General features: G+C 42.6%; 10 protein-coding genes. 9 read left to right on the forward strand and 1 reads right to left on the reverse strand.

Annotation, left to right across the window (positions count from 1 at the left end; all coding sequences use genetic code 11):
• On the reverse strand, positions 1 to 342 hold a 342-nt coding region (locus OOA_RS02745; RefSeq protein WP_008910599.1), incomplete at its 3' end, for a contractile injection system protein, VgrG/Pvc8 family.
• Between the two features lie 1,011 nt (positions 343 to 1,353).
• On the opposite strand from OOA_RS02745, the gene OOA_RS02750 reads away from it, so the two are divergent.
• The 9 genes from OOA_RS02750 (at position 1,354) to bamB (ending at position 17,733) form a co-directional block, all read left to right on the forward strand.
• Positions 1,354 to 6,402 carry an alpha-2-macroglobulin family protein gene (locus tag OOA_RS02750; RefSeq protein ID WP_008910600.1) on the forward strand — a complete coding sequence of 1,683 codons (5,049 nt, stop codon included), beginning with the start codon at positions 1,354 to 1,356 and terminating at the stop codon, positions 6,400 to 6,402.
• 235 nt (positions 6,403 to 6,637) lie between these two features.
• Positions 6,638 to 8,959, forward strand: a complete 2,322-nt coding sequence (gene pbpC, locus OOA_RS02755; protein WP_008910601.1) for a peptidoglycan glycosyltransferase PbpC — start codon at positions 6,638 to 6,640, stop codon at positions 8,957 to 8,959.
• Between the two features lie 748 nt (positions 8,960 to 9,707).
• Positions 9,708 to 10,133, forward strand: a complete 426-nt coding sequence (gene ndk, locus OOA_RS02760; protein WP_008910602.1) for a nucleoside-diphosphate kinase — start codon at positions 9,708 to 9,710, stop codon at positions 10,131 to 10,133.
• Between the two features lie 409 nt (positions 10,134 to 10,542).
• Positions 10,543 to 11,724, forward strand: a complete 1,182-nt coding sequence (gene rlmN, locus OOA_RS02765; RefSeq protein ID WP_008910603.1) for a dual-specificity RNA methyltransferase RlmN — start codon at positions 10,543 to 10,545, stop codon at positions 11,722 to 11,724.
• A gap of 193 nt (positions 11,725 to 11,917) precedes the next feature.
• The gene (gene rodZ, locus OOA_RS02770) at positions 11,918 to 12,874 is read left to right on the forward strand and encodes a cytoskeleton protein RodZ (protein WP_008910604.1); all 957 of its coding nucleotides are present in this window, start codon (positions 11,918 to 11,920) and stop codon (positions 12,872 to 12,874) included.
• A gap of 274 nt (positions 12,875 to 13,148) precedes the next feature.
• Positions 13,149 to 14,270 (forward strand): flavodoxin-dependent (E)-4-hydroxy-3-methylbut-2-enyl-diphosphate synthase, encoded by a 1,122-nt coding sequence (ispG, locus tag OOA_RS02775; RefSeq protein WP_008910605.1) that lies wholly within the window; start codon positions 13,149 to 13,151, stop codon positions 14,268 to 14,270.
• 216 nt (positions 14,271 to 14,486) lie between these two features.
• Complete coding sequence (hisS, locus tag OOA_RS02780) at positions 14,487 to 15,779, forward strand: histidine--tRNA ligase (protein WP_008910606.1); 1,293 nt, start codon at positions 14,487 to 14,489, stop codon at positions 15,777 to 15,779.
• A 10-nt stretch (positions 15,780 to 15,789) separates the two neighbouring features.
• Positions 15,790 to 16,413, forward strand: a complete 624-nt coding sequence (locus OOA_RS02785; RefSeq protein WP_008910607.1) for a YfgM family protein — start codon at positions 15,790 to 15,792, stop codon at positions 16,411 to 16,413.
• Between the two features lie 147 nt (positions 16,414 to 16,560).
• A complete protein-coding gene (gene bamB / locus OOA_RS02790; RefSeq protein ID WP_008910608.1) occupies positions 16,561 to 17,733 on the forward strand; it encodes an outer membrane protein assembly factor BamB in 1,173 nt (390 codons plus the stop codon).
• Positions 17,734 to 17,850: the final 117 nt, after the last annotated feature.

Raw genomic sequence — 17,850 nt, forward strand, 5'->3', positions numbered from 1 at the left:
CTCAATCACTAATTGATAACGGGCTTCATCCGCTGAACCAGATAAACGACGAAAGTTGGTGACGGTTCCATGCACGCGCTTGGCGACAGCCGGTTGTGTTGCCAGTCCCATCAATGAATTTAACGGCGGTGCAAAGGTCAGCGTCGCACTGCGGCGCAGCAGTTGTTGCGGCAGTAAATCCTGCGCGGTAGAGGTAAAGGTGATTTGGTAGCGATAGGTCTCGCTGATGGCTTCACGCCCACTGAAGTGTTCGACATCCAGTAACTCGGTGCAGCCTTGTACTTCAAGGCGATAACGATTTTGACCTTGAAGTAAGGTTTTTGCCGTCTCCATTAAGCTCATTCTGCAATCTCCGTGTTAAATCCCGTGATGGGCAATTTTTTGTTCCCGAGGTGGATAAGGCGGGGTTTAGGTACGCTACCGCCCCTGACCGTCACCGAGGTCCATAAGGTGTCTTCCGTTGATATGCCCAATGAGGTTTTGTGAGTCATATCGTGTTTACGGCTATTGTTTGTGTACGCGCGGTGTGTTCATCCGCGTTCAACGTGACGTGCCAACTCTGCATGTTGAGTTCTCACGCGATATTCAATCGCCCAAGATGATTTTATGGTTTTTTATTGTGTTTATTGTTGCCTATCTGGGTTTTCATGAGTTTAATTCGTTACATTGTCGAGTGGGTAACATATTGAGCGGCTCATTTACCTTAGGATGATTTGTTGTTTTATATATAATTAAAGGTAATAAATCAAATATTCTTATGGATTATTATGCGTAAAAGAGAGCTAATTAGGATTGGTGCTAAGATGAGTATTTTTTTTAGGTGAGATTGCTATTTTATCTTATTGTTTTTAGGTCAGTATTTTTTTATTGGTATTTTGCTTACTGTTTTGTAACTGAATATGTCGGTGATGGTAAACGGAAATTTGGGTATCACTTACCTATATATGCAGTAACGCTATTTATATGGTGATGACTATGCGATTGCCATAATTCAGGGGGATAGCACTAGTGTGTAGTTAGCTGAGTAGATGTATTAAAATTAACCCATTGTTTTTGCAGTATGTGTTTGTATAGCAAGATAGGTCTTGAATTATCTAAAGCATAAGTATTTTCACGTTGAACAATAATTCCTCAATCGTGCTTCGTACTATTCCAAATAAACTCGGTTTTAGATATTTTTTCCATTTGTCTGATAGGTACAGCTAGAACACTCTGTTAAATTATATAGTTGATTGATACAAATTATTTCAACCATTACTTATTTCTATCATTAGGTCAAAATTTTGATTGCTTCCACCTTATTGGCTGGAAGTAATGGCTAAGTATAATTAACTACAAAAGGAAGAGTCGGTCATGAATCAACATTTTAGTTGGGCTTCATTGGCGGGTCTAAAGACAAAAAAACGCTATCTTGCTGCGGCATTAGCGTCAGTTATTGCGCTAGCGGGTTGCGATAATACAGACGACACGAATAAAAAAGACGCAAACGTTACAGCAGAAAAAAATTCAGCGACAGAAAATCAAACTAAAACGGCACCTATCGCGTCCGAAAATAAATCTGCACCGAAACTTTCGAAAGAAGAGATGATCAAACGCTATGCAGGTAAAGATGTCACCATCCTTGATGCCTCTGAGCTGCAATTAGATGGTGCAAGTGCCATGGTTGTCACTTTCTCTATTCCACTCGATCCGAATCAAGATTTTAGCCAGTTCTTAAATTTGGTTGATGTTAAATCAGGCAAGCTCGATGGCGCTTGGGAATTATCAGACAACCAAATGGAACTGCGTTTTCGTCATTTACCGCCATCAAGAGAACTTAATTTAACCGTTAATCCGGGAATTAAAGCCGTCAATGAGCGGACGATTGCCTCTGCGTTTGAGAAAAAAGTGCAAACGGCACAAATTATTCCAACGGTCGGTTTCGCCAGTAAAGGTTCTCTATTACCAAGCAAAGTGGCGCAAGGTTTGCCTGTTATTGCGCTAAATGTCGACAAAGTTGATGTTAACTTCTTCCGTATTGATGAAAATCAATTGCCGCAATTCCTCGCGATGTGGCAATACCGCAGTAATTACGAATATTGGTATTCCGAAGAGTTCCTGAATAAAGTTGAACTTGCCTATACTGGTCGTTTTGATCTTAATCCAGATAAAAATACCCGCCAGACTGTATTGCTGCCATTAAAAGATATCAAAGAATTACAGCAGGATGGCGTTTATTTAGCCATCATGCAAAAAGCGGGAGGCTACAGCTACCAATTCCCTGCGACCGTATTCACCCTCAGTGATATCGGGGTTTCACTGCACAGTTATCAAGACCAAGTCGATGTGTTTACACAATCACTGGCGAAAGGCTCTGCGCTGAAAGGGGTTGAGCTGCGGATCCTTGATGAAAAAGGTCAATTGGTCAATAAAGCCACCACAGATGGTGATGGTCACGCTAAATTAGATAAACTGGCGGGTGGGAAACTACTTCTGGCAACCCTTGACGGCCAGACCAGTATGATCGACCTGACACAACCTGCACTTGATTTGTCTGAATTCGATATTTCCGGCCCAGTGGGTTACGCAAAACAATTCTTCGTATTTGGTCCTCGTGATTTATATCGTCCGGGTGAGCTGCTGCTAGTCAATGGTTTACTGCGTGATGGTGATGGTAATTCTGTAAAAGCACAACCGGTTAAAGTCGATGTGTTAAAAACCGATGGTCAAGTTGTCAGAAGTTTTGTGTGGCAACCTGATGAAGGTCAAGATGGCTTATATCAATACCAATTTGAGATCCCTAAATCCGCTGAAACAGGGAACTGGTCATTACGCTTTGATTTAGGTGATGGTTCACCGCTGCGTTATTACAAGTTTAACGTTGAAGACTTTATGCCTGAGCGTATGGCATTAGATATTACGGCGAATGATGAACCAATCTTGAATGATCAATCTGTTGAGTTTGATATTAAAGGTCGTTATTTGTACGGTGCACCGGCTGCGGGTAATGAACTGCAAGGTCAAGTATTTATCAGGCCAGATCGCGAAGCCGTTGCCAAATTGCCGGGCTTTGAATTCGGGTTTGAAAACGAAGAAGGTCTGCAACGCAAACTTGATGAGTTCGATTTGACCCTTAATGACAGCGGTCAAACCGTTATTGCCATTCCCAAAGATAACTGGGAATCTCTGCGTTCACCAATAAAGGTGATTGCACAAGCAAGCCTATTAGAAGCGGGTGGACGTCCAGTAACGCGCCGTGCAGAACAGGCGGTTTGGCCTGCTGATGCACTGGTTGGTATTCGTCCACTATTTAATAAAAAAGAAATTTATGATTACCGTACCGATCGTTATGCACAACGTTATAACGTCGATGAAAACTCATTAGCTGAGTTTGAATTAGTATTAGCCGATGCCGCAGGAAATAAATTAGCCGCCGATAATTTAACCACCCGTTTAGTGTATGAGCGTCGTGATTATTATTGGAGCTGGTCAGAAAGTGGTGGCTGGACATCAAATTATGACCAAAAAGATTTGGTCATGGCGAATGAAAATATCAAAATTGAAAAAGATGGCACTGCAAAAGTTGCCTTCCCAGTAGATTGGGGCTCATTCCGTCTTGAAGTGATCAATGAAGATAACAAACTGGTCAGTAGCATCCAATTCTGGGCAGGTTATTCATGGCAAGATAATGCGGGTGGTAACGGCGCTGTCCGTCCTGATCAAGTTAAACTGAGTCTGAACAAACCAGCCTATTTGCCGGGCGAGAAAGCCAAAGTTCGCATTGAATCACCAAAAGCAGGCAAAGGTTATATTCTGCTTGAATCAAGCAGCGGCCCATTATGGTGGCAAGAAATCGACGTTCCTGAAAAAGGTATGGAGATTGAAGTACCTGTCAATAAAGAGTGGGCACGTCATGATCTTTATATCACTGCGGTTGTTGTGCGCCCAGGTGATGACTCGAAAGAAGCAACAGTTAAACGCGCAATCGGCGTGTTGCACCTGCCGTTAGCCGATGAAAGCCGTAAAATTGGGCTGACATTGACGGCTCCAAACAAAATGCGTCCAAATCAAGACTTAACCGTTAAGGTGAAAGCGACGGCGCAAGATGGCAAGCCACTGCCTGAAAAAGTCAATGTACTGATGTCTGCGGTTGATACGGGTGTGCTGAACATTACCGACTTTAAAACCCCAGATCCTTACAATGCTTTTTTTGGCCGCAAGCGTTATAGTGTTGATCAGTATGATGTTTACGGTCATTTGATCGAAGGCCAAGGTAAATTGGCAAGCTTACGTTTTGGTGGTGATGGTGATGATGCCGCATTAGATCGCGGTGGTATGAAGCCACTAACCGAAGTACAAATTATCGCAGAACAAGCTCAGCCAATTACCTTAGATAAAAACGGTGAAGGTGAAATCACGTTGCCAATTCCTGATTTCAATGGGGAATTGCGTTTGATGGCTCAAGCATGGAATGAAAAAGATTTCGGTCATGCTGATAGCAAAGTGGTTGTTGCCGCACCATTGGTAACTCAGATGTCAATGCCTCGCTTTATGGCTGGCGGTGACAAGTCTTACTTTGCTTTAGATCTGACGAATACCACAGACAATACACAAAATGTCACGGTGACCTTTAAAGCATCAGGAATGGTGAAATTAGAGGGTTCAACCACCAAAGAACTTGCTTTAGTTAAAGGTAAGCGCACAACCATCACATTGCCAGTTCGCGCAGATTATGGCTATGGTCAAGGTGAAGTTTCGATGACCATCAATGGTATCAATCTGCCGAGCGAGTCGTTGAAAGAGTATAGCAATAGCTGGAAAGTGGGCGTTCGTCCTGCACAACCGGCAGAAACAGTCTCTTTTGCGGTTGCAGTCGAATCGGGTGAACAATGGTCATTACCAACGGAAGACTTACGTGGGTTAGCGCCTGATACCTTAGAAGGTCAAGTGCTATTAACTAGCCGTCCTCCGTTACAAATTGCACGTTATATTCGTGAGTTATTTGCTTATCCTTATGGTTGCCTTGAACAGACTGTCAGTGGCTTGTATCCGTCACTGTACTCTTCTCAGGCTGAACTGTCTAAATTGGGTGTGAAATCACAAACGGATGAAGATCGCCGTAAAGCAATTGATATTGGTATTCCACATTTATTAAGTATGCAGCGCGCTGACGGTGGCTTCTCATTATGGGATCGTAATGGTCGTGAGGAATACTGGTTAACCGCCTATGCGACAGATTTCCTAAACAGAGCCAATCAGCGTGGATATCCGGTACCGCAAGATGCGATCACCAACGCAAATAGTCGTTTATTAAGCTACCTGCAAGATGGTAATCAAATCAATTATCCGTATACCGATAATCAGGCGGCTTCACGTTTTGCAGCTCAATCTTATGCAGGACTGGTTCTCGCAACTCAACAAAAAGCGCCTTTGGGTGCATTACGCCAATTGTATTCAAGAAGCAATGAAGCCAATAGTGGTTTATCGCTAGTTCAATTAGGCGTTGCGTTGAACCTGATGGGTGATAAAACTCGTGGTGATAGTGCGATTGTTGATGGACTGAAAAAACAACGTGGTCGTTACTCTTATGATGGCGATTATGGTTCAGTCGTGCGTGATGATGCGATGATTATTGCGTTATTAAATGAACATCAATTGATGCCGAAGTCGCGTGATCAAAAACTGCAAACGCTTTCAAATAATTTAGTATCACAACAGTATTTCTCAACCCAAGAGAGCAATGCTTTGTATCTGGCGGGTCGTTATTATGTCAATGATACAGAAACCCCATGGAAAGCTGTCATTAATGGTCAAGAACCGCCAATGACTTCAGATAAGCCAGTGAATGAGTTCTTGACTAAAGAACAACTTCAAAAAGGGTATAGCATTGAGAATTCTGGAACAAATACCCTTTATACTCGACTGAATGTTGTGGGCTATCCATTGTATACCCCAACACGTAGTTCGAATGTATTGGATGTAAAGCGGACTTATTTAGACCTTCAAGGTAAACCAATTTCACTGGATCGTTTAAGAACGGGTGAAATGGTAGTGGTCAAATTGGAAGTGAATGCATCACAAGCAGTACCTGATGCATTAGTGGTTGACTTGTTACCCGCTGGTTTAGAGTTAGAAAACCAAAATCTGGCGAATAGCAGCGCAAGTCTCAGTCAAACTGCACCAAACTTGCAGGAAGTGATTGATGATATGCAGCAATCACAAATTCGTCATATTGAATACCGTGATGATCGTTTTGTCGCCGCAGTCGAAGTGCAGCAATACAGACCAACGACTCTAGTCTATCTCGCGCGTGCCGTGACGCCAGGAGTGTACAGTATTCCTGTGCCTCAGGTTGAGTCGATGTATGTACCTGAATGGCGTGCGGTCGGCAATGCAAGTGGTCAATTAGAAATTGTTCGTTAATCTTTACGTTAAGCGCTTAAACTGAGCGCTTAACGATATTTAGCGAAAGTCGTTTGAGTTGTATGTCAATGACTCACCAAGCTATCCCGAGACACATCCACAACAAGGTGTCTCGGGTAGTCGAGAGTCATCAACACAGAAGTGACTAGGGCTGTTATTTTTAACCAGTATGAGCAATAAAAATAAGCAGCAATGTTCAACAGTCCCTAAAAGTATAACGAGTATATTTTCCCCCATGAAAAAATGGTTACGACGCACTGGGTTGACATTGATCTTCTTGGTGATTTTTTTGCCTCTGCTGTTTTTGCTAGCCGATAAAATTTGGCCGTTACCGATTAAACAGGTTGAGATGGCGCGCACTGTCGTCGCCGAAGATGGTACACCACTGTGGCGTTTTGCTGATAAAGAGGGGATCTGGCGCTATCCTGTGACGCTGGATGAAGTCTCCCCTGAATTTATTGATGCACTATTAACTTACGAAGACCGCCATTTTTATAGCCACCCGGGGGTTAACCCCTTTTCACTGTTAAGAGCATTATGGCAGGATGTCAGCTCGGGGCGCATTATCTCAGGTGGTAGCACTATCTCCATGCAGGTCGCACGGCTGGTGGATCCACATGACAGAACAGTAACGGGCAAATTCAAACAGTTATGGCGTACAGCACAGCTTGAATATCATTATTCAAAAGATGAAATTCTTGAAATGTATTTAAATCGTGCGCCTTATGGGGGAACGATTGAAGGTATTGGTGCAGCAAGTTGGGTCTATTTAAACAAAGCACCAGACAAATTGACCTCAGGTGAAGCAGCACTGTTTGCCGTATTACCACAGGCACCAAGTAGATTAAGACCCGACCGTTATCCTGAAAGGGCGCAAGCTGCACGAGATAAAGTACTCAATAGGTTGGCAGAATATCAGGTTTGGCCTGTTGATAAGATTGAAGATATTAAACAAGAGCAAATTTGGTTAGCACCACGAAAAAGCCCAAATTCGGCACCTTTACTGGCTCGCCGAGTGGTCAAAGATGTTCAAGATTCGATCATAGAAACCACGATTGATGCCGGTTTACAACGCCAACTCGAAGATATGGCGATCAACTGGAAAAATCAGTTACCAAAGCAGACGTCATTGGGACTGTTAGTAGTTGATCATACGGATATGAGTGTGAAAGCCTATCTTGGCTCAATTGATTTCCAAGACAATAGCCGCTTTGGGCATGTTGATATGATCACAGCTTGGCGTTCACCGGGTTCAACACTCAAACCTTTTTTATATGCGTTGGCAATGGATGATGGTTTGATTCACGCGGAATCTTTGATGCAAGATGTACCGCGACGTTTTGATGATTATCGACCGGGAAATTTTGATAGTGGCTTTAATGGGCCAGTGAGTGTGAGTGATGCATTGGTACGTTCACTCAATTTGCCTGTTGTGCAGCTGCTTGATGTATATGGAAGCAAACGCTTTACCGCACAATTACGCAATGTAGGTACCGAATTACGATTCCCGCTAGCCAGCGAACCTAATCTAACATTAATTTTAGGCGGAACAGCCGCACGGATGGATGATTTGGTGGCTGCTTACAGCGGATTTGCGCGCCAAGGAAAAGTATCTCCGTTGCGTTATAGACCGACGGATACCTTGCGTGATCGCCAGCTGATGTCGCCCGGTTCGGCATGGATTGTACGACGGATTATGGGGGGAGAAGCGCGTCCTGTGCCTGATAGTAGCTTGTCAGCACAAGTTAACTTAGCGTGGAAAACAGGGACTAGTTATGGCTATCGAGATGCGTGGGCAATTGGTGTCAATCCACGCTATACCATTGGTGTTTGGGTTGGACGACCTGATGGAACCCCCGTCGCTGGGCAGTTTGGTTATGCTACAGCGATCCCGATAATGAATCAGGTGAATAACTTATTATTGGCTAGATTGTATCAATCCCATGAACCAATTCCGAAAGATACTAAGCCAGAAAGTGTTAGTCAGGCAGTGATCTGTTGGCCGGGTGGCACTTCGCTGCCTAAAGATGATAGCAATTGTCGCCAACGTCGCCTAAGTTGGATTTTAGATAATACGATCCCTCCAACCTTAATGGCGAAAGATCAGGAGTCGTTGTTAGGATTGCGCCAAAAAATTTGGGTCAATGATCAAGGCTTGCAGGTTGCCGCAGATTGCCCCGACGCAAAAGAAAAAACAATTCAGTTATGGCCAATTACCGTTGAATCGTGGCTACCCGCAAGTGAAAGACGTGTAAATCGGTTACCTAAACCTGATGCACAATGTCCTCCGCTTAAAGTGGAAATGCCACCTTTATTGATTTCGGGCGTCCGTGATGGCGAAGTATTGCAACGTCTACCGGGAAAAACCAGTCTTGATGTACGCTTAGTCACCCAAGGCGGACAAGGACAACAGTGGTGGTTTTTAAATGGCGAGCAGATACAAGATACAGGTCATAATGGCACTATTTTACTGACTTTGGATAAATCGGGCAGTTACCAAGTTTCGGTAATGGATTTAGGTGGGCAGGTTAGTGTTGTGGACTTTAAACTCAAATGACCCGTCAAGATACCCGTCATACTTCGAGCTGTCTCGTTGTTGGCTTCTCTCAGCTACTCGGGTCACATACTTGTGTATGCTCCCCCAAGATACCCGTCATACTTCGAGCTGTCTCGTTGTTGGCTTCTCTCAGCAACTTAGGTCACATACTTGTGTATGCTCGCCCAAGATACCCGTCATACTTCGAGCTGTCTCGTTGTTGGCTTCTCTCAGCAACTTAGGGCACATACTTGTGTATGCTCCCCCAAGATACCCGTCATACTTCGAGCTGTCTCGTTGTTGGCTTCTCTCAGCAACTTGGGTCACATACTTGTGTATGCTCCCCAAGATATCTTCGTTTGCCGTCTAGATACAACTCGAATTATTTAGGGTATCTCTCAAATTTGATTTAAGTTCAAAGTTCAAAGGAAATATGAAGTACTAAAGGGTGTTGTTTGATAACGCTTGAGTGGAATTCATGCGTTTGTTGGTGGGGCATTACGCGAATTGTTTTTGTGCCTAGTCTAAAAATGTGACTTAGCCAAAAAAATAATGTTTTTTGCTATAAAAACTTTAACAAAATGTTGTTATGGCTGTAGGAAATTGTAATCGTAGCCCCTATAATCAACGCCTTATTTTCTGAGGCCAAGCTTCAGAAAGAGAAACAATATAAAAAACAACAACTGACACATACTTTCCGTTTTGATTTACTTGAAAAAAAACTGAGACGCAGGGTAAAAGTCACGAAATCGCTAAAGAGGTTATTTTTATGACGGTTCAACGTACATTTTCAATTATCAAACCAAACGCAGTAAAGAAAAATGCAATTGGCGCTATCTACCACCGTTTTGAAAGCGCAGGCTTCTCAATCATTGCCGCTAAAATGCTGCATTTGACGCGTGAGCAAGCTGAAGGCTTCTACGCAGAACACAAAGGTCGTCCTTTCTTTGAAGGTCTGGTTGAATTTATGACTTCAGGTCCAATCATCCTGCAAGTTCTGGAAGGCGAAAATGCAGTTCAGCGCCACCGTGATCTGATGGGCGCAACTAACCCAGATAACGCATTAGCAGGGACTTTACGTGCCGATTACGCAGATAGCTTCACGGAAAACGCAGTACACGGTTCAGATTCTATCGAATCAGCAAACCGCGAAATCGCGTACTTCTTCGCTGAAGATGAAATTTGCCCTCGCTAATACGCTAAAGATTGAAGTTTGACAGGGATAATGCATTAGCATTATTGCTAGAAACTTTGTACAATACGACGCCCTGTTAATTCATTAACGGGGCGATTTTTATCCGGTAAATAGCTAAAATTAGCCAAAATACTGTGATACAAAGCATTATTTCGTAATACAGCAATATACCCAAATCATTCGATTTGCATACAGATAAACAGCCAGGCGGCGACAAGTGAAGTAACATCAATAAACCAGCGCGAGAAACATACATAAGAATGTGACGAGTGTGAGTTAACGTTGTCAACAACGCTGAAATTTGAAGTATGAGAAGTATAAAGGGTATAGAATACAGATTACGGTTTTTTTATTTACGTTGTGCTATCCCATAGCACTCGCCGAAAGTGTAATAACGAGGCAACTCAAAATGTCCGACATGACTACAAGTGCACCAAGTGCAACTTCCTCCGCTATTTCTGTCACACCAGAAAATAACTCACAAAAAATTAACCTGCTGGATTTGAATCGTAAGCAGATGCGCGAGTTTTTTGCGCAAATGGGTGAAAAACCATTTCGTGCTGACCAAGTAATGAAATGGATTTATCACTACTGTTATGACGATTTCGATCAAATGACAGATATTAATAAAGTCCTTAGAGCCAAACTAAAGGAAGTCGCTGAAATTCGTGCACCTGAAGTGGCTGAAGAACAACGTTCTTCAGATGGTACTATCAAGTGGGCGATTACTGTTGGTGGGCAACAAGTTGAAACGGTTTATATTCCTGAAGATGACAGGGCAACCTTGTGTGTTTCTTCACAGGTCGGCTGCGCATTAGAATGTAAATTCTGTTCTACTGCACAACAAGGTTTCAACCGTAACTTACGCGTATCTGAAATTATTGGGCAAGTTTGGCGTGCAGCTAAAATTATCGGTTCATTGAAGTCGAGTGGACGCCGCCCGATCACTAACGTTGTAATGATGGGCATGGGTGAACCATTACTCAACCTGAACAATGTCGTTCCAGCGATGGAAATTATGCTTGACGACTTTGGTTTTGGGTTATCTAAACGACGCGTGACATTATCAACATCTGGTGTGGTTCCCGCATTAGATAAATTAGGCGATATGATTGATGTGGCATTAGCCATTTCATTACATGCACCCACTGATGATGTCCGTGACGAAATAGTCCCAATCAATAAAAAATACAATATTGAAACCTTCTTGAGCAGCGTTAGACGCTATTTGTCTAAATCAAACGCAAATAGTGGTCGTGTTACTGTTGAGTATGTGATGCTCGATCATATCAATGACAGTATTGAACAAGCCCACCAATTAGCGGAATGCTTAAAAGACACGCCAAGTAAAATTAACTTGATACCTTGGAACCCGTTCCCAGGTGCACCTTATAACCGCAGCTCAAATAGCCGTATTGACCGTTTTTCTAAAGTGTTAATGGAATATGGTTTTACCACCATCGTCCGTAAAACACGTGGTGATGATATTGATGCTGCTTGTGGGCAACTTGCTGGTGATGTGATTGACCGAACTAAACGGACACTGAAAAAACGTATGGCTGGGGAACCTATTCAGGTAAAAGCAGTCTGAATAATGAATAAGGTCTAAATATTTGGTCTAATTATCATTTGGGCCGTTTTAACCAATAGGCAAAACGGCCCTGTTCACCTACAATGACTAACAGATGAAGACATTAAAATAAGTTCACTTTAGGACTACCACGAGTAAAGCAACGGAAACTCAGCTTTATATTTCATTAACTCGGAAACAGTGTTGCCAGCAAATGACTATCGATAACAATACCGAACAAACCCCAATTACAGTAGGAAAACTATTATCTCAAGCGCGAGAACGTATGGGACTAACACAGGAGGCAGTTGCGGAACGTCTTTGCCTTAAAGTTAGCACGGTAAGAGAAATCGATGAGGATATAAAACCTGCTGGCGTTGAACCTACTTTTTTACGGGGCTATATGCGCTTATATGCGCGTACAGTTCATGTTCCTGAAAGTGAATTAGCCGCATTACTAAAGCCAGATGAATCCACACCAACTTATTCAGTTACACCAATGCAAAGTTACTCTTTAGGTAAAAAGCGTAAGAAGCGTGAAGGCTGGTTGATGAAACTAACTTGGCTGATAGCAATTGTTTTGATTGCAATGGTGGGTGTTTGGTGGTGGCAAGATCATCAAGTGCAAAAAAATGAATTAGTCACGATGGCGAATCAAAACGATTTGATTTTGTCTCAGCAAGATGATGCAGCAAATCAAGTCGAGCTATCTAACAGTCCAACCGATAATCAAACGCCTTTAGCATCTAGTGCTGCACCTATCTTGGACGATAGCTCACTAACACTATCATCTACGCAAACTGAAGAGCCGCAAACTGAAGAATCGCAACCAGTAAGAACGGTTCCTCTGCCTAATGCTCCAAATAGCATGGTTGCAATCGATCGTACACTATCAACTGAAACGGCAGCACCAGCGCCTGTTGCTAAAGATATGCTGGTCTTGAATTTCAAAGGCCAATGCTGGCTTGAAATTCGTGATGCAAGCAATAAGATACTCTTTAGTGGTACAAAAAATAATGGTGATAAATTAGAACTGGAAGGTAAGTTGCCTTACAGCTTAAATATTGGCGCTCCATCACATGTCGACGTTCAATTGAATGGCAACACAGTTGATTTAAGTCGTTTTATTAAAGCTAATCGTCCAGCTAAATTGAAAATACCTGAAGCATAAACATAGCGAATTCGAAGGCGCAAACTGTATATTAAAACTAGAAATGTGATAGTTTGCAGTTTGCGTTTTTGTGTATAGTCATCATCACGCCGATGATAGATATCCAAAATAATTTAAGTTGTCTGTAGGTGACAAGGGCGATATCCCAATTATCATGCATGAGTGTGTTATTCGGATAGTAACGTAATGCCACTATATAGCTAACTTGAAGTATAATGGGTATGGTACACAACAGTGTTTAAAAGCACAGGGATGTCCGGAGAGTTAAATTAAAATGCATAATGAATCACCGATTAAAAGACGTAAATCTACTCGAATTTATGTAGGCAATGTACCTGTTGGCGATGGTGCACCTATTGCTGTCCAGTCTATGACCAACACTCGTACCACAGATGTGGATGCAACTGTACGTCAAATAGAAGCATTAGCGCGTGTAGGCGTTGATATCGTTCGTGTGTCGGTTCCGACGATGGATGCAGCAGAAGCTTTCAAATTGATTAAACAACGCGTGAGCGTACCTTTAGTTGCCGATATCCATTTTGACTATCGTATTGCATTGAAAGTCGCCGAATATGGTGTTGATTGCTTACGCATCAACCCAGGCAATATTGGAAGTGAAGAACGCATTCGCCAAGTTGTAGATTGTGCCCGTCATTATAATATCCCTATTCGTATTGGGGTGAATGGTGGGTCGCTTGAAAAAGATATTCAAGAAAAGTATGGTGAGCCAACGCCAGAAGCGCTTGTTGAATCAGCCATGCGACATGTTGATATCTTAGACAGATTGAATTTCGATCAATTTAAGGTCAGTGTAAAAGCCTCTGATGTTTTCCTTGCAGTAGGCTCTTACCGCTTGCTAGCGAAGAAAATTGATCAACCATTACACCTTGGTATTACAGAAGCTGGTGGGGCGCGTTCAGGTTCAGTCAAATCAGCAATTGGCCTCGGTATGCTGTTATCTGAAGGTATTGGCGATACATTGCGCATTTCCCTTGCTGCTGACCCAGTTGAAGAAGTTAAAGTTGGTTTTGATATTCTTAAATCATTACGTATTCGCGCACGCGGCATTAACTTTATTGCTTGTCCAACTTGTTCTCGCCAAGAATTTGATGTTATTGGAACAGTGAATGCGTTAGAGCAGCGTTTAGAAGACATTATTACACCGATGGATGTATCAATTATCGGCTGTGTAGTGAATGGTCCCGGTGAAGCTGAAGTGTCAACATTAGGTGTTGCTGGCGCTAAAACCAAAAGTGGTTTCTATGAGGATGGAATTCGTCAAAAAGAACGTTTCGATAACAACAATATTATTGATCAGCTTGAGGCGAAAATTCGCGCAAAAGCCGCGATGCTAGATGAAAGCAAGCGCATAGATATTAATCAAATAGAGATATAATTAACATTTAACTGGCTTATTGGAAGCCAGTTTTTGTTTTTGGCACTTTTGTAGTGTTCGCATAATGTAGTCATTTTGAGGAAAAATCAGGGCGACAAACTATAAAAGAACAGATTATTCCCGATTGAAGAGGAATATTGTAGTTTGTTGATTGAACCTAATGACATTTCGCTTTTATAATCGAGTTTATTCGATTCCGAAAAATAGAGACATAACGTGGCAAAAAATATCCAAGCCGTTCGTGGTATGAACGATTACCTGCCAGCAGATACCCGAGTTTGGCAGAAAATTGAAGCAGTCCTCAAAAATATTTTACAGGGTTATAGCTTTAGTGAAATTCGTACCCCGATTGTAGAGCATACCCCGCTATTTAGCAGAGCTATTGGTGAAGTGACTGATGTGGTTGAAAAAGAGATGTATACTTTTATCGACCGTCAAGAAAGTGATAAAGAGCAAATCAGCCTTACTTTACGCCCTGAAAATACTGCCGGCTGTGTCCGTGCAGGGATTGAGCATGGTCTGCTGTACAATCAGGAACAGCGTTTATGGTATATCGGACCAATGTTCCGTCATGAACGCCCACAAAAAGGCCGTTATCGTCAATTTCATCAGTTAGGCGCGGAAGTTTTCGGTCTCGCTGGTCCTGATATTGACGCAGAAATGATCATGATGACAGCGCGCTGGTGGCGTGCATTAGGTATCAGCGAGCATGTTACGCTAGAACTCAATTCAATTGGTTCATTAGATGCACGTGCACGTTATCGTGAAGCATTAGTGGCTTTCCTTGAGCAGCATAAAGAAAAGCTTGATGAAGATTGCCAACGTCGCATGTATACCAATCCAATGCGCGTGCTTGATTCAAAAAATAGAGATGTTCAGACCTTATTGAATGATGCACCTAAACTATTTGATTACTTAGACGATGAATCTCGCGAGCACTTTGATGGTTTATGTAAGTTGTTAGATGCGGCAGGTATTCAATACCGTGTTAATCAACGTTTAGTGCGTGGACTTGATTACTACAACCGCACTGTGTTTGAGTGGGTGACAACGGCGCTAGGCTCTCAAGGTACTGTCTGTGCTGGTGGTCGTTATGATGGTCTTGTAGAACAATTGGGTGGTCGTGCAACGCCAGCTGTCGGTTTTGCTATGGGAATGGAACGTATGGTTCTATTGGTTAAAGACCTTAACCCAAGCTTTACTGCTGATGAATCTGTTACGGATGTTTATTTAGCATCATTTGGTGAAAATAGCCAAAAAGCAGCACTGCTGTTAGCTGAGCAAGTGCGTGATGCATTGCCAACTTTGCGAGTTATGACTAACCATGGTGGTGGCAATTTTAAAAAGCAATTGGCGCGTGCAGATAAACACGGCGCAAAAATTGCCTTGATTTTAGGTGATGATGAGATTCTAAATAACCAAGTTGGTGTAAAAGATTTACGAACTGGTGAACAAGAAACTGTATCGCAGCAACAATTAGCACAGCGTTTAACTGAGCTGTTAGGTTAAGGAGAGACAAGTGGAAGTCTATACAAACGAAAATGATCAAGTTGATGCTGTTAAACGCTTTTTTGTGGATAATGGCGTTGCATTAATCGTTGGATTGGTAATTGGTGTTGGTGCTATTTTTGGATGGAATTACTGGCAATCGCATAAAACTAATGTGTTGCAAGAAAGTGCACAGAAATTCGAAAATGTTAGCGCTCAATTACATTCAGGATCAGCTCAAGGTATTGAAGCTGCACAAAAATTTGCTGCTGAAACAAACGATGTATATAGCGCAATGATTGGCTTAGAACTTGCACAAGTTTCTGTTGATAAAGGCGAGTTAGCGAATGCAGAAAAAGCACTAACGGATGCGCTAACGAAAGCAAAAACAGAGGACATGCAGGATTTAATTAACCTGCGTCTTGCGCGAGTACAGCTTGCACAAGGTAATGCTGATGCGGCATTATCTTCAATAGCTAATATCAAAGCTAAATCATGGCAGGCTGCGGCACAAGACATTCGTGGAGATGCATTACTCCACAAAGGCGACAATGCAGGCGCAAAAGCTGCATATACTCAAGGGCTGGAAAGTGAGGGCTCTCAATCACTCAGAAGCCTTCTTACCCTTAAACTGAACAACGTATCTGTACTCTAAAGAATTCGAGTTGCATCAAGGCAACCAGCAAAAGTAGTCCGGAGAGCACTGATAACAATGCCACTCCGGGTAGCTGAGCGCCCGTCAACAACGAGGCAGCTTGAATTATGACGAGTATAATTTATAAGAAGAAAGGAAACGATTAACATGCAGTTGCGGAAAACACTTTTGATTGGCCTAGTCGCTTCAGCTTTACTTGCCGGTTGTTCCAGCGAAACTGACTCTATCGTTATGGCACCACTACCTCAAGTTGAAAATCAGTTTACCCCTTCAGTTGTTTGGGATAAATCAGTGGGTAATGGTGTTGGGCAATTTTATGCTGAGTTATCCCCTGTTTGGGATGGTAGCTCTATTTATGCCGCTGACCGTAAAGGTTTGGTTAAGGCATTTGAGCTAGACAGCGGTAAAGAAATTTGGTCAGTTGATCTTTCTAAGCGTACAGGCTTCCTTTCTGCGAACTTATCCGCACTGCTATCGGGTGGGTTAACGGTTTCAGGTGATCACATCTATATCGGAACTGAACGCGGAACAGTTATCGCTTTAAATAAAGAAGATGGCTCAGTTGTTTGGGATGTTGAAGTTGCAGGTGAAGCACTTTCACGCCCAGTTGCAAGTAATGGTTTTGTGATTGTTCATACAAGCAACGGTATGTTGCAAGCACTTGATGAAAATGATGGGCAAATCAAGTGGACAGTTAATATGGATACACCATCATTATCTGTACGTGGTGAGTCAGCACCAAGTGTTGCTTACGGTGCCGCGATAGTTGGTGGTGATAATGGCCGTGTTAGTGCTGTATTACTGTCTCAAGGCCAATTAATTTGGCAACAACGTATTTCTCAAGTGACCAGCTCGACAGAAATTGGCCGCTTAGATGATGTAGATATGACGCCAGTTATTGATGATGGTATTATCTATGCTATCGCTTATAACGGAACGCTCGCGGCATTGGATATGCGTTCAGGCCAAATCAAATGGAAACGTGATTTAGGTTCTGTTAACAACATGGTGCTTTCTGGCGAAAATCTTTACCTAGTCGACCAACATGACCGTGTGTTATCGGTTCGTAAAACAGATGGCGTCACGTTATGGACACAAGAAGATTTGCTTAACCGTGGTTTGACCGCACCTGAAATGTACAATGGTTACATTGTTGTTGGTGATAAAGAAGGTTATCTACACTGGTTAGACATGAGTACGGGCGGTTTTGTGGCACAAAACAAAATCAACAGCTCAGGGCTACATAGTCGTCCAGTTGTTGCTAGCGATAAGCTAATGGTTCAGGCAAGAAACGGCACAGTTTATCTGTTGACGCGTTAATTTCCTGACAAGCTGCGAATTTCCCGATAAAATCAACGGTTCCTGATGACAGGAACCGTTTCGTTTTTTGTTTTCTGAGTCAGTTTTACTGAAAACTTAGAATTCTTTTAGTTAATT

This window comes from Providencia burhodogranariea DSM 19968, from assembly GCF_000314855.2.
In the GTDB taxonomy this organism is placed as follows: domain Bacteria; phylum Pseudomonadota; class Gammaproteobacteria; order Enterobacterales; family Enterobacteriaceae; genus Providencia; species Providencia burhodogranariea.

What these genes read in the sequence shown, in the direction of transcription:
- OOA_RS02750 (WP_008910600.1), top strand. Translation starts at nt 1,354, where the DNA reads ATGAATCAACATTTTAGTTGGGCTTCATTGGCGGGTCTAAAGACAAAA.
- pbpC (WP_008910601.1), top strand. Translation starts at nt 6,638, where the DNA reads ATGAAAAAATGGTTACGACGCACTGGGTTGACATTGATCTTCTTGGTG.
- ndk (WP_008910602.1), top strand. Translation starts at nt 9,708, where the DNA reads ATGACGGTTCAACGTACATTTTCAATTATCAAACCAAACGCAGTAAAG.
- rlmN (WP_008910603.1), top strand. Translation starts at nt 10,543, where the DNA reads ATGTCCGACATGACTACAAGTGCACCAAGTGCAACTTCCTCCGCTATT.
- rodZ (WP_008910604.1), top strand. Translation starts at nt 11,918, where the DNA reads ATGACTATCGATAACAATACCGAACAAACCCCAATTACAGTAGGAAAA.
- ispG (WP_008910605.1), top strand. Translation starts at nt 13,149, where the DNA reads ATGCATAATGAATCACCGATTAAAAGACGTAAATCTACTCGAATTTAT.
- bamB (WP_008910608.1), top strand. Translation starts at nt 16,561, where the DNA reads ATGCAGTTGCGGAAAACACTTTTGATTGGCCTAGTCGCTTCAGCTTTA.